9 protein-coding genes and 1 pseudogene are annotated in these 13,383 nt (G+C 76.4%); 6 read left to right on the forward strand and 4 right to left on the reverse strand.

Features of this window, described 5'->3' with window-relative positions:
- Positions 1-368: pseudogene (locus AB7J25_RS26980) on the forward strand (ATP-binding protein); the annotation flags it as partial.
- Positions 369-437: 69 nt separating this feature from the next.
- Here AB7J25_RS26980 and AB7J25_RS26985 read toward each other — a convergent pair.
- The 4 genes from AB7J25_RS26985 to AB7J25_RS27000 all read right to left on the reverse strand — a co-directional run bounded on the left by AB7J25_RS26985 (position 438) and on the right by AB7J25_RS27000 (position 4,884).
- The gene (locus AB7J25_RS26985; RefSeq protein WP_428513506.1) at positions 438-1,097 is read right to left on the reverse strand and encodes a PadR family transcriptional regulator; all 660 of its coding nucleotides are present in this window, start codon (positions 1,095-1,097) and stop codon (positions 438-440) included.
- 105 nt (positions 1,098-1,202) lie between these two features.
- Positions 1,203-2,798: a thiamine pyrophosphate-binding protein gene (locus AB7J25_RS26990; protein WP_428513508.1), complete on the reverse strand. Its 1,596-nt coding sequence runs from the start codon at positions 2,796-2,798 to the stop codon at positions 1,203-1,205.
- 156 nt (positions 2,799-2,954) lie between these two features.
- Positions 2,955-4,067, reverse strand: coding sequence for a class I SAM-dependent methyltransferase (locus AB7J25_RS26995; protein ID WP_428513510.1), 1,113 nt, complete (start codon positions 4,065-4,067; stop codon positions 2,955-2,957).
- Between the two features lie 16 nt (positions 4,068-4,083).
- Entirely contained in the window at positions 4,084-4,884 is an 801-nt protein-coding gene (locus tag AB7J25_RS27000) for a hypothetical protein (protein WP_428513512.1), read from the reverse strand.
- Positions 4,885-4,989: 105 nt separating this feature from the next.
- Here AB7J25_RS27000 and AB7J25_RS27005 point away from each other — a divergent pair, with 105 nt between their 5' ends.
- The 5 genes from AB7J25_RS27005 to AB7J25_RS27025 form a co-directional block, all read left to right on the forward strand.
- Positions 4,990-7,908 carry a BTAD domain-containing putative transcriptional regulator gene (locus AB7J25_RS27005; RefSeq protein WP_428513514.1) on the forward strand — a complete coding sequence of 973 codons (2,919 nt, stop codon included), beginning with the start codon at positions 4,990-4,992 and terminating at the stop codon, positions 7,906-7,908.
- A gap of 62 nt (positions 7,909-7,970) precedes the next feature.
- Positions 7,971-10,886: a BTAD domain-containing putative transcriptional regulator gene (locus AB7J25_RS27010; protein WP_428513516.1), complete on the forward strand. Its 2,916-nt coding sequence runs from the start codon at positions 7,971-7,973 to the stop codon at positions 10,884-10,886.
- 215 nt (positions 10,887-11,101) lie between these two features.
- Positions 11,102-12,016 carry an acetaldehyde dehydrogenase (acetylating) gene (locus AB7J25_RS27015; protein ID WP_428513518.1) on the forward strand — a complete coding sequence of 305 codons (915 nt, stop codon included), beginning with the start codon at positions 11,102-11,104 and terminating at the stop codon, positions 12,014-12,016.
- Positions 12,013-13,062 (forward strand): 4-hydroxy-2-oxovalerate aldolase, encoded by a 1,050-nt coding sequence (gene dmpG, locus AB7J25_RS27020; RefSeq protein WP_428513520.1) that lies wholly within the window; start codon positions 12,013-12,015, stop codon positions 13,060-13,062. The genes AB7J25_RS27015 and dmpG overlap by 4 nt, the downstream gene beginning before the upstream one ends.
- A partial coding sequence (locus tag AB7J25_RS27025; RefSeq protein ID WP_428513522.1) for an aldehyde dehydrogenase family protein occupies positions 13,063-13,383 on the forward strand: 321 nt, incomplete at its 3' end.

Below are 13,383 nucleotides of genomic sequence, written 5' to 3' on the forward strand. Positions count from 1 at the left end.
CGCTGCGGGTGCTGGGCAACAAGGTCGACGACGCTGACGATGCCGACGACGCTGACGATGTCGCGTACCTGCGCTCCGAGGTCGGTGACGCCCTCGTCGGGTGGCTGCGCCGGTCTGCCTGGGTGCTGGCCGCTGAGCGGGGCAGCGCGCGGCCGGTCGCCGAGCTCGAACCCGAGAACCTCGCCGCCCTCGACACGCTCCTCGCCCTCCTCGACGCCCGCGAGCGGGACTGGGCCGCCTATCAGCGCGGCACCGTCGAGTTCCACCGACGCAACGCGCTGGCCTGGGCGAACAGCGCCGCGGGTGCCGACCTGACCGCCCAGATCGACCCGGGGTTCGTGCCGGGACCCACCCTTCAGGGAGTCTGACGGCAACGAGCGGCGCGTTCGTCCAGCTGAGTTGGACGAACGCGCCGCTCGTTGTGTGTGGTGGGCCAGCTACTCGGCCAGCAGCCGGTAGATCGCCTTGCGGGCCTCCGTGATCGCGGCCGTCGCGGCCTCGATCTGCTCCGGCGTGCCCGCGCTCATGACCTGGCCCGCCGCGGCGTGCAGCTGGCCGAGCTGCTCCCACAGCGTGGCGGCGCCCTCGTCGGAGTCCGCGGTGGCGTTCTCCCAGACGGCGTCCAGCTCGGCCCGGTGCTCCTCGACGTAGGCCGTTCCGGCCTCGGTCAGCTCGACGATCCGGCGACCGGCCGTCTTCTCGACCGTGACCAGTCCCTCGTCCTGGAGCTGGGACAGGGTCGGGTAGACCGAGCCCGGGCTGGGGCGCCACGCGCCGCCGGTGCGCTCGGCGATCTCCTGGATGATCTCGTAGCCGTGCCGCGGCTGCTCCGCGACCAGCGCGAGGACGGCGAGGCGGACGTCGCCGCGGGCGCTGCGCCGTCCGCGGCCGCGCCCGAAGCCGCGCGGCGGGAACGGGAAGCCGGGGCCGAAGGGCGGACCGCCGTGACGGTGTCCGCGGCGGTGGGCGCGCAGGCGCCGCACGCGCGGGTCGTCGTGCTCGGCGGCGTCGCCACTGCCACCGGGACCGCCTCCGCGGCCGGGATGGGCGAAGGGGGGCCGGCCGAAGCCGCCCCAGGGGTTGTCGATGTGCTTCATGGAGCTGTCTCCTCGGTACGTGGTGAGCCTCCTGTGTAGCTCGTGTGCCATCACGATATATCGTTATCGAGCACAGAAGCCACTGGCGATAGTGTGATCTGCGTCTCAGTCCTCGTGCCAGCGCGGGGACGTCGTGCGCGGCGGATACAGCCGCGCGGGCACCCGCACCAGGTGCGGCATCCCCGACCGGACGGCCGCCGCCAGCGCCGGCTCCAGGTCCCCGACGCCCACGACGGCGGTGTACGGCAACCCGAATGCGCCGGCCAGTGCGCCGAAGTCCGGGGTCACGAGATCGGTACCGACGGGGACGTGCCCGGCGCGCTCCTGGTCGTAGCGCAGCATCCCGTAGCCGCCGTCGTCCACGACCAGCACGGTGACGGGCAGCTGCTCCTGCACGAGCGTCGCGAGCTCGCCGAGCGCCATCGCGATCCCGCCGTCCCCGCACACGGCGAGCGCGGGGCGACCGGTGGCGGCCACGCCGATCGCGGCCGGCAGGCCGAAGCCGAGCGTCCCCCAGCCCACGGGGTAGGCGAGCGAGCGCGGGACCGGGGCGGCCGCGTAGCCGCCCACCCAGTAGCCGGCGACGGCCATGTCGCAGACCAGCACGGTGAGCGCGGTACGCGCCGCGTCCACCGCGTCCACCAGCGTCACCGCCTCGGTCGTCGCCGGGTCGGACCGCAGGCGGCCGAGCACCGCGCTGCGCAGCCCTTCAGGCGCCCAGGGCTTGACGTCGCCGCCGCCGAGCCGGGCCAGGAGGCCGTCCAGGGCGGACCCGAGCGTGCCGTGCACCGCGGCGTCCGCGCGCCACTCGGGAGGCTCCGCCGCGGCTGCGGCATCCACGGTGGCGAGCAGGGGCGGGCGCGGCATCGTCCAGTTGCGGGTGTTCATGCCGTCCAGGTCGCCGCCGACGGCGAGCAGCACGTCCGCATCGCCGACGAGGGCCGCGACCTCGGGTTCGTGCGGCGGGAGCCCGACGGCGAGCGGGTGGTCCGTCGGCGGGCAGCCGCGCCCGCCGTAGCTGCTCACGACCGGGGCGCCCAGCCGCGTGGCGAGCGCACCGATCCGGTCGGGTTCGTCGACGGCGCCCCGTCCGGTCCACAGCACGACGCGCCGGTCCCGCAGCAACCCCGCGACCTCGTCCAGGTCCGACGTGGCCGCCGTGCTCGTGTGGCTGCGGTCCGCCCGCTGGGCCTTCGCGGCGGGCAGGCCGAGCACGTCCGCCGGGACGTCGACGTACACCGGCCCGCGCGGCGGGCGCAGCGCCGCGGCCGTGGCCGCCTCGAGCGCCGTGGCCACCTCCATCGGCGCGCGCGGGGTGAACACCGCCTTCGCCAGCGGCCGGAAGAGCCCCGCCTGGTCGCGCGACTCGTGCAGCACGCCGCGCAGCCGCCCGGCCCGCCGCTGCGCCTGCGGGATCTCCGAGGCCACCAGGACCACCGGCGAGCCGGCCGCCGCGGCCTCACCGAACGCGGCCACGGCGTTCGCCGCGCCCGGCCCGGTGGTGACGACGGCCGCGCCGAGGGTGCCGGTGGTGCGCGCCCAGCCGTCCGCTGCGTACACGGCGGCCTGCTCGTGGCGGACGACCAGGGGGTGCCGCTCGCCCTCCCAGAACGCGAGGTTGTGTACGCCAGGCAGGCCGAAGACGACCTCGGCGCCACGGGCCCGTAGCAGGGCGAGGATCCACCGGGCGACGGTCACCACCCGCACGACACTACGTGGCGCGGGCCCGCCCGACATCCCCGCCGACCGCGCCGGCCCCCCGCGCGAACGGCCCGTACGGGAAGTAGGTCTTCCCCATTGGGCCGTTCGCGCGGGCAGGCGCGGGAGCGGGAGCGGGCGGGGGAGCGGATCAGCGGATCAGGAGTGGGTGAGCCGGTAGAAGCGGAAGAAGTCGTTCGCCGCGTCCAGCACGTCGACGCCGCCGTACCCGGCCCGCACGGCGTACTCGCGCAGCGTCGAGGGCCGCATCACCGTGCCCGTGCCCACCGAGTGCTCGTGCGCCATGCCGTCGGCGAGGCAGCACACGAGGCTGTAGCCGTACATGAGCCGCTCGATCTCGTCGCCGGGCGCGGCGAACGTCTCGCCCACCCGCTCGTCCATCACGATCACCGGCGCCGCCGCGCCCGCCAGGGCACGCATGGACGCGAGCACCGCGACGGGGTCGGGCAGGTCGTGGATGCACTCGAAGGCGAACACGGCGTCGTAGCGCTCGCCGGCGGCCGCGGCGGTGGCCGGGTCGGCCAGGTGGAAGCGCACCCGGTCGCCCACCCCCGCCTCGGCGGCGTTGCGGCGGGCCGCTGCGATCGACGGGGCGTCGGTGTCGTAGCCGTCGACGGTCGCGGCCGGGTAGGCCAGCGCGATCCCCACGGCCGACCAGCCGTGGCCGCAGCCGATGTCGGCCACGCGGCCCCCCGCGCGCAGCGCGGCGTCCACGTCGGCGATCGACGGCAGGATGTCGCGGCCCAGCTCGCCGAGGAAGAGCGGCCGGTTCGCCGCGGCCTGCGCCTCGCGGACGTCCTCGCCGTGCTCGGCCCAGGTCACGCCGCCGCCGTCGCGGTAGGCCGCGACGAGGGAGTCGAGCTGCTTGCCCGCGCCCGCGATGAGCTTGGCCAGCGGCAGGATGTGGTTCGGACTCAGCTCGTCGGTGAGCGCCTCGGCGTGGCCCGCGGGCAGCGTGTAGCGGCGCCTGGCGGCGTCCGCCTCGTCGTCGCAGGTGAGGAAGCCGCTGACGGCCTGCTGCTCCAGCCACTCGCGGGTGTAGCGCTCCGCGGTGCCGGTGCGCACGGCCAGCTCGGCGGAGGTCAGCGCCTCGCCGCCGGCCAGAGCGCGATAGTAGCCGAGCCGGTCGCCGAGGTAGGCGGCCTGCACGTCCATCGTGGCGAGCACGGCGGCGAACAGCCGCTCCACGAGGGCCTCGCTGGTGTGGGAGCTGGTGTGGGAGCTGGTGTGGGTGTTCTCGACGGTGGTCATCTGTTCTCCTGGTCGGTCAGGGTCGGTGGAGGTGCCACAACGTGTGGCGCAGGACGGGGACGAAGCCGATCCGCTCGGCACCGGGACGGCTCGCGTCGGCGAACACCCCGGCGTGCCAGAGGCCCGGCTCGGTGTGCAGCCGGACGTGGGCGTGGCGGTACCAATGGCCGCGGCGGCGTGCGCCGGGCATCGTGACGCCGAGGGCGAACGAGGCGATCCCGTGCGCGACGAACTGCGCGGAGATCCCCTCGACGGGGTCGCCGCTGGACCAGAACCGCACGCGGTCGTCGTCGAGCAGCGCCGGGCCGACGAGCTGCCCGGGCCGGGCGGGCGCGGCGTCCGGCACCGGGTAGCCGTCGACGAGCACCCGCTCCCACCGGGCGAGGGCCTCGGGCGTGCGGACCCTGGCCGGCGCCGGCCCGACCGGCGGTGCGGGCACGGGCAGCACGGCCAGCGGCGGGCGGACGCACAGCGGCGGGTGGCCGTCCAGCTCCCAGCCTCGCGGGCGCAGGTCCGGCGTGGGCCAGAGGCTCCACAGGTACACGTCCCCGGAGCCGCCCGCGACGCGCGCCTCGATCTCGTCGAGCAGGCCGGGCAGGTCCCCGACCGGCGCGAGCAGCACGGCAGCGTTGAAGAACGACGCGGGCCGCCCGGCGTCGGCGAGCAGGTAGCGCTCGTCACTGAAAACGGTGCCGCCGAGCGCGCCGACGAACGCCGCGCAGGTCGCGGACCAGTGCCGCAGCCAGCGCAGGCCGAGCGTGTCGGAGTCCGCGAGATCGGCTTCCCAGCCGGTGGTGAGCGGCTCGGTGGTGGTCATGTCCGCGACGCTAGGCAGGCCCGCTGCCGAAGCGGTGTCGGTTCGCTGTCACCTGCCTCGTCCCGGCGGCGGCGCGCCGACAGCGGTGCGGGCGACGGTGGGTGCGTGCCGACCTGCGACGACGGCCTCGTCCCCGACCTCGACGGCTGCGACGATGGTGCCGTGTCGGCGGTGGGGGTGCTCGGGCGGCTGGAGGTGCTCGGGCCGGGTGGGCCCGTCCGGATCGGGTCGGCGCGCCAGCGGCAGCTGCTCGTGGCGCTTGCCGCCCACGCCGGCCACGTCGTCGCGACGGACGTGCTGGTCGAGCTGCTGTGGCCCGACCCGCCCGTGGATCCGGCGGGTGCGCTGCAGACGAACGTGTCGCGGCTGCGCCGGCTGCTGCCGCCGGGTTCGCGCATCGAGACGGCCGCGGACGGGTACCGGCTCGTCGTCGATCCGGGCGTGCTGGACGTCACCGCGTTCGCCGACCATCTCGCGGCGGGGCCGGACGACCCGCGCCGCTACGCGCAGGCGTTGCGGCTCTGGCGGGGGACGCCGTTCGCCGATCTCGACCATCCCGCCCTGCAGCCGGAGGTGGCCCGCCTCGTCGAGCTGCGGGCGGTGGCGACGGAGCGGTACGCGGCCGCGCTGCTCGCCGCCGGGCGGGCGGGCGAGGCGGTGGCGGCGCTGGAGGTCCTGGTGCGCGCCGACCCGCTGCGGGAGGGCGCGGTCGCCCTGCTCATGCGGGCGCTCGTCGCCACGGATCGCCGGGCCGAGGCGCTGGCGGTGTTCGCGCGGCTGCGGGCGCGGCTCGCGGACGAGCTGGGCCTCGACCCGGCCCCCGAGCTGCGCGAGCTGGAACGCCGGGTGCTGCGCCAGGAGCTGGCCCGAGGGTCCGTCGAGCCCGCCCGGCCGCCGCCGTCGCCGTGGCCGGGGTTGCCCGTCAGCTCGTTCGTCGGCCGCGACCGCGAGATCGGCGAGGTCTCGGGGATGCTCGCGGAGCAGCGGGTCGTGACGCTCTGCGGTCCTGGTGGCGTCGGCAAGACCCGGCTCGCGCTGCACGTCGCGGCCGAGGTGGCCGGACGCTACGACGACGGCGTCGTGCTCGTCGAGCTGGGCGAGATCGCGCCGGGCTCCAGGGACGCCGTCCACGCGACGGCGGCGGCCCTGCGGCTCTCCGGCGGTGCGGAGGACCCGCTCGCGCGGATCGTCGAGTTCCTCGCCGTGCGCCGCCTGCTGCTCGTCGTGGACAACTGCGAGCACGTCGCCGACGAGGCCGCCGCGCTGGTGGAGGCGATCGCCCGGGGCGCGCCCGGCGTGGACCTGCTGCTCACCAGCCGCGAGCCGCTGCGGGTGGACGCCGAGCGTGTCGTCGTCGTGGCCCCGCTCGGTCTCGACGCGGCCGCGGCGCTGCTCGCCGACCGGCTCGCCGCCGCGGGCGGCGCCTGCGCGGATCCGGACCTGCTGCCCGAGCTCTGCCGCCGCCTCGACGGGCTCCCGCTGGCCCTGGAGCTCGCTGCGGGCCGCGCGGCGACGCTCGGGATCCCGGCGCTGCTGGAGGCGCTCGACAGCGACGGCGCGTTCGAGCTCCTCCGCGGTGGGCGGCGCACCGCGGCGGCCCGCCACCGCTCGCTCGGCGCGGTCGTCGCGTGGTCGTACGGGCTGCTCGACGACCCGCAACGCGAGCTGTTCGAGCGGCTCGCGGTGTTCGCGGGCCCCGTCGAGCGCGCGGCGGTCGTGGACGTGTGCTGGAGCGCCGAGGCGTTGCCGGACCTGGTCGAACGCTCGTTGGTGGTGCGCCATCCCGGGTCCCCGGACCGGTTCGGGATGCTCGAGACGCTGCGCGCGTTCGGCCGCTCCCGGCTTGCCCGCGACCGCACTGCCGCCAGTGCCGCCGGCCTTCGTGCCCGCCACGCCGCCTGGGCCGTTCGGCTGGCCGCCGAGGTGGACGGCGCCCGGTGGCGGCGCGACGAGCCCGCGGCGATCCGCCGCTTCGACGGCCACCTCGCGGACCTGCGCCGCGCGCACGCCTGGCTGTGCACCCACGGGCCCGTCCCGGCCCTGCTACGGATGTCGGCGCTGTTCGGGGAGCTCGCGTTCGTCCGGGGGAGGCTGGACCTGCTGCGCCCGGTCGAGAACGCGCTCGCCGCGGTCGGGGTGCCGGAGCCGGGCGGGCCGGTGCGGGCCGCGCACCCGCTCGTCCCGCGGCTGCTCGGGCTGGTCGCGACGTCGGGCTGGCAGCGCGGCGACCTGGAGCTGTGCGCCGCGCGGGGACGGCAGGCGATCGCGGTCGCGGAGGCGTCGGGGGACCGGCTCGGCACCCGGTACGGCCACGAGGCGCTCTGCACCGTGGCGGCGTTTCGCGGCGACCTCGACGAGTGCCTGCGCGAGGCCCGGCTCGCCCACGAGCTGGGCCTGGAGGCGGGCGACCCCGAGTCGACCTTCCTCACGCTGATCGACCTCTCGGTCTTCGGCGGCTACGCCGGCGCGGCGGACGCGGGCGCCTACGAGGCCGAGCTGGTCGCCCGGCGGCCGGAGTCCGCGACGGGGCGGGCGTGGGTGGACTACGTCCGCGGCGAGACCCGCGCCGACCGAGGCGACCCCGACGCCGCGCGCCTGCTCGCGGCGGCCGTCGCGGCTGCGGAGGAGGCGGACTCGGGGTTCGTGGCGGGGATCGCCCGGCACACGTTGTTGACGGCGGCCGCGCGGGATGGTGATCCTGCGGCGGCGTTGCCGGCGTTCGGGGCGTTGCTCGACCACTGGCACGGCTATGCGGCGTGGACGCAGCTGTGGATCGCGGTCCGAGCGCTGGCGGGGACGTTGTCGGCGTTGGGTCGCCATCGTGAGGCGGCTGTTCTGCTGGGGGCGCTGGGGGCGAGTCCCCGTGCGACGAGTGTGTTCGGTGCGGACTCGGCTCGGCTCGCTGCTGTCGAGGAGGCGGCGCGTGCGGCGCTCGGGGTGGAGTACGTGGTGGCGGCGGCCGAGGGTGCGCGGCTGGGCGACCGGGGTGCGATCGCGCTGGCCCGCCGCCTCACCCGCGCCTGACCCGCCCCGCCAGCCTCGCGGCGTCCGTATGCCGTCCGCCCGCCTGCTGACACGATGGGCCGGTGATCGCGGTGGGCGTGCTCGGGCCGCTGCTGGTGCAGGGGCCGTCCGGGCCTGTCCGCGTCGGGTCGGCCCGCCAGCGCCGCCTGCTGGTCGCGCTGGCCGCGCACGCTGGCCGGGTCGTCACGTCGGACGCCCTCGTCGAGCTGGTGTGGCCCGAGCCGCCCGCCGATCCGGCCGGCGCGCTGCAGACCAACGTCTCGAGGCTGCGCCGGCTGCTGCCGCCGGGTTCGCGCATCGAGACGGCCGCGGACGGGTACCGGCTCGTCGTCGATCCGGGCGTGCTGGACGTCACCGCGTTCGCCGACGGCCTCGCCGCGGCGGCCGCTGCCGAGACCGCCGCCCGCCCGGACCGCTACGCCCGCGTCCTGGCGCTGTGGCGCGGGCAGCCGTTCGTCGACCTGGACCACCCGTCGGTGGAGCCGGAGGCCGCCCGGCTCGCCGAGCTGCACGCCTCGGCCACAGAGCAGTACGCGGCGGCGCTGCTCGCCGTCGGGCGGGCGGGGGAGGCGGTCTCCACCGCCGAGGCGCTCGTGCGCGGCGAGCCGCTCCGGGAGGGTGCGGTCGCCCTGCTCGCGCGGGGTCTGGTCGCGGCCGGTCGGCAGGGGGCCGCGCTGGCCGCCCTCGCCGCGCTGCGCACGCGCCTCGCCGAGGAGCTGGGCCTGGACCCGTCGGCGCAGCTGCGGGAGCTGGAAGGTCGGATACTGCGCCAGGAGCTGGACGTCGCCGTCGCGGAGCCGCCGCCGTCCCCGGCAGCTCGCGACCGCCTCCCGCGCTTGCCGGTGAGCTCGTTCGTCGGCCGGGACGCGGAGCTCGCCGCGGTGGCCGAGCTGCTGGACCGGTGCCGGGTGGTGACGCTCTGCGGGCCGGGCGGCGTCGGCAAGACCCGGCTCGCGCTGCACGTCGCCGCCGGCGTCGCCGACCGCTACGACGACGGCGTGCTCCTCGTCGAGCTGGGCGACGGCGGCCCGGCCGACGTCGAGCAGATCCTCGCCGGGGCGCTGCGGCTCGCCGACGACGGCGCGGGCGCCGTGGCCCGCGGTGCGGGTGCCCGTGCAGGCCCCGGGGTGCTCGCCGACCGTGTCGTCGACGTCCTGGCCGTGCGCCGCCAGCTGGTCCTGATCGACAACTGCGAGCACGTCGCCGACGAGGTCGCCGGGCTCGTCGAGGCGATCACCCGGGGTGCCCCCGGCGTCGACCTCCTGCTCACCAGCCGCGAGCCGGTGCGGGCCGACGCCGAGCAGCTGGTGCCCGTCGCGCCGCTGCCGCCCGAGGCCGCGGCGGCGCTGCTCGCTGACCGGCTGGGTGCCGCGGCGGCGGGCACGGCGGAGCCGGGCGCCGACGACGTCGTCCCCGAGCTGTGCCGCCGCCTCGACGGGCTGCCACTGGCTCTGGAGCTGGCCGCCGCCCGCGCCGCGGCGCTGGGGCTGCGCGGGCTGCTGGAGGCCCTGGAAGCCGACGAGACGTTCGACGTCCTGCGCGGCGGGCGGCGCGCGGCCGCGCCGCGCCACCGATCGCTCGCCGACGTCGTCGCCTGGTCCCACGGGCTGCTCGACGACCCGCAGCGGACGCTGTTCGAGCGGCTGTCCGCGTTCGCCGGGCCCGTCGACCGGGGCGCGATCACCGCCGTGTGCGGGGACGCTGCGCCGCTGCCCGACCTGGTCGAGCGTTCCCTGGTCGTGCGCGTCCCGGGGGCGCCGGACCGGTTCGGCATGCTGGAGACCCTGCGTGCGTTCGGCCGCTCGCGGCTGGCCGGCGACCCGACCGCACCGGCCCTGCGTGCCCGGCACGCGGCCTGGGCGGTGGCGCTCGTCGAGGAGGTCGCCGCCGCCCGCCGCGGCGCGGGCGAGCCGTCGGCCGTGCGCCGCTTCGACCGGCACCTGGCCGACGTGCGGCGGGCGCACGCCTGGCTGTGCGCGCACGGGCCGGTGGACCAGCTCCTGCGGCTCACGGTTCCGATCGGCGAGATGGCCGACGTCCGCGGCCGGATCGACCTGGTCCGGCTGGTGGAGGACGCGGTGGCGGCCGCGGGCATCCCGCCACCGGGCAGCCGGCCCGCCGCCGCCCACCCGCTCGCGCCACGGCTCGCCGCGGTCCTCGCGAGCTCCGGCTGGCAGCGCGGCGACCTCGACACCGCCGACGACTGGGGCCGCCACGCCGTCGTGCTCGCCGAGGCCGCGGGGGAGCCGTTGGCGGCCCGGTTCGGCTACGAGGCCCTGCACAACTCGGCCAGCTTCCGCGGCGACCTGGACCGGTCGGTCGACCACGCGCAGAAGGCCCGCGACCTCGCCCGGGCCGCGGGCGACACCGTCACCGAGGTCGTCGCCCAGGTCGACCTCGTCGTCGTCGCCGGGTACGCCGGCCGCGACACCACGCAGCTGGAGGCCGACCTGCTCGCGATCGACGCGCCGGCCCCGACGTCGCGTGCCTGGGCGGAGTACGCGCTGGGTGAGGTCCGCGCCGAGCGCGGTGACGCGGCCGCGGCCGGCCACCTCGCGGTGGCCGTCGCGGCCGCCGAGGACGCCGACTCCGGCTTCGTCGCCGGCGTCGCCCGGCACACGCTGCTCACCTCGGCCGCCCGCGGCGGCGACCCGGCCGCGTCGCTGGCCGGGTTCGGGCCGCTGCTCGACCACTGGAACGGCTTCGGCGCGTGGACGCAGCTGTGGATCGCCGTGCGCGCCCTCGTCGGCGTGCTCTCCCGGCTGGGGCGCCACCGCGACGCCGCGGTGCTGCTCGGCGCGATGGCCGCGAGCCCGCGGGCGACCAGCGTCTTCGGCGCGGACTCCGCCCGCCTCGACGCCGTCGAGGATGCGGCCCGCGCCGCCCTCGGACCGGAGTACGCGGTCGCCGCGGCCGAGGGTGCCCGGCTGGGGGACCGGGACGCGGTCGCGCTGGCCCGCCGCCTCACCCGCACCTGACCGCGAGTTCCGCATCTGGCCGCCGCGAGTTGCGGTTTCCATCGGGGCGAGTTCCGCGTCCGCGCCGCCGAGCGTGCACGTACTCATCCGTTGTCCTGAGTGAGCGCACACTCGGCGGGGCGCGGGGCAGCCGGGCGCCGCGCACACGGACCGGCGTCCCGCCGAGCGGAACGCCCCCGTTGCCCGGGCCGCGCGCACGGGTCAGGCTCGCGGTCATGGGTCGAGTCACCGCCGCCATCGTCGGGCCGGGCAACATCGGCACCGATCTGCTGGCCAAGCTGCGCCGCAGCGCCACGATCGACGTCGCGTACATGGTCGGGGTCGTCGACTCCGACGGTCTCGCCCGCGCCCGCGCGCAGGGCATCACAGCCTCCGCCGAGGGGGTCGACTGGCTGCTGCGCCAGGATCCGCTGCCACAGATCGTGTTCGAGGCGACGTCGGCGGGCGCCCACAAGGCGAACGCGCCCCGCTACGCCGAGGCCGGCATCCAGGCCGTCGACCTCACCCCGGCCCACCTGGGCCCGATGGTCTGCCCGCCGGTGAACCTGCGCGAGCACCTCGACGCCCCGAACATCAACATGATCACCTGCGGCGGGCAGGCGACGATCCCGATCGTGCACGCCGTCTCCCGGATCACCCCCGTCCCGTACGCCGAGATCGTCGCCTCGGTCGCGTCCCGCTCCGCGGGTCCGGGGACGCGGGCCAACATCGACGAGTTCACCCACACGACGTCCGGTGCCGTGGCCGCCGTCGGCGGCGCCGACCGCGGGAAGGCGATCATCATCCTCAACCCGGTCGAGCCACCGATGATCATGAGGGACACGGTGTTCTGCGCGATCGGGCCCGACGCCGACCGGGCGGCGATCGCCACCTCGATCCACGAGATGGTGCTCGACGTGCAGCAGTACGTCCCCGGCTACACGCTGCGCGCCGAACCCCAGTTCGACGACCCGCGCCCGGGCTGGGACGGCCCTGATGGATCTCCGCGGGCCCGCGTGGCGGTGTTCCTCGAGGTCAAGGGCAACGGCGACTACCTGCCGCCCTACGCGGGCAACCTGGACATCATGACGGCCGCCGCCGCCCGGGTGGGGGAGCTGCTGGCCGAGGCAACACTGGGGGTCCCGGCATGAGCGCCACGGCCCCCGACATGCCGGAGATCCGCCACGACCTGCGGATCACCGACACCACGCTGCGCGACGGCAGCCACGCGATGGCCCACCAGTTCACCGAGGAGCAGGTCCGCGCCACGGTGCACGCGCTGGACCGGTCGAACGTCGAGGTCATCGAGGTCACCCACGGCGACGGGCTGGGCGGCTCGTCGTTCAACTACGGCTTCTCGCACACCGACGAGATCCGGCTCATCGAGGCCGCTGTCGAGGAGGCCACCCAGGCCGCGATCGCGGTGCTGCTCGTCCCCGGCATCGGCACGATGGACGACCTGCAGAAGGCCCACGGGGCAGGCGCCCGGGTCGCCCGGATCGCCACCCACTGCACCGAGGCCGACGTCTCGGTGCAGCACTTCGGGCTGGCCCGCAGCCTCGGCATGGAGACCGTGGGCTTCCTGATGATGGCCCACAAGACCACGCCCGAGGAGCTGGCCCGCCAGGCCCGGATCATGGTCGACGCGGGCGCGCAGTGCGTCTACTGCGTGGACTCGGCGGGCGCGCTCGTGCTGGCCACCGCGCAGGAGCGGGTGGCGGCGATCGCCCGCGAGATCGGCCACCAGGCCCAGGTCGGCTTCCACGGCCACCAGAACCTGTCGATGGGCGTGGCGAACTCGGTGCTCGCCTACCAGAACGGGGCGAGGCAGGTCGACGGGGCGCTCTGCGCGCTGGGCGCCGGTGCGGGCAACTCGCCCACCGAGGTGCTCGCCGCGACGTTCGACCGGCTGGACATCGCGACCGGCGTGGACGTCGGGGGTGTGCTGGCCGCGGCCGAGGAGGTCGTGAAGCCCTACCTGCCGCGCTGGCCCTCGATGGACCGCAACGCGGTCGTGCAGGGCTGGGCGGGGGTCTACTCGTCGTTCCTGCTGCACGCCGAGCGGGCCGCGGAGCGCTACGACGTGCCGGCCCACGAGATCCTGGCCAAGGTCGGCGAGCTCGGCTACGTCGGCGGCCAGGAGGACATGATCATCGACGTGGCGATCGACCTGGCCGCGAAGAAGGAGGAGGCCTGAGTGATCAAGCATGTGATCGACGGCGCCGAGGTGGCGGGCGCCGACGTGTTCGAGACGGTCGATCCCTGGACGCGCGAGCCGTACGACACCGTCGCGCTCGGTGGGCACGCCGAGGCCGACCTGGCCGTCACGTCCGCCCGCCGCGCCTTCGACGAGGGTCCGTGGCCGCGGATGGGCTTCGCGGAGCGCGGCGCGCTGATCCATCGCCTCGCCGATCTCGTCGAGGCGCACGTCGACGAGCTCGCCATGGCCGACACCCGCGACATGGGCAAGCCGATCACCGACGCGCGGGCGAGGGACGTCCCGCGCACCGCGCAGAAC

The sequence above is a fragment of the Pseudonocardia sp. genome (assembly GCF_050246655.1).
Lineage (GTDB): Bacteria > Actinomycetota > Actinomycetes > Mycobacteriales > Pseudonocardiaceae > Pseudonocardia.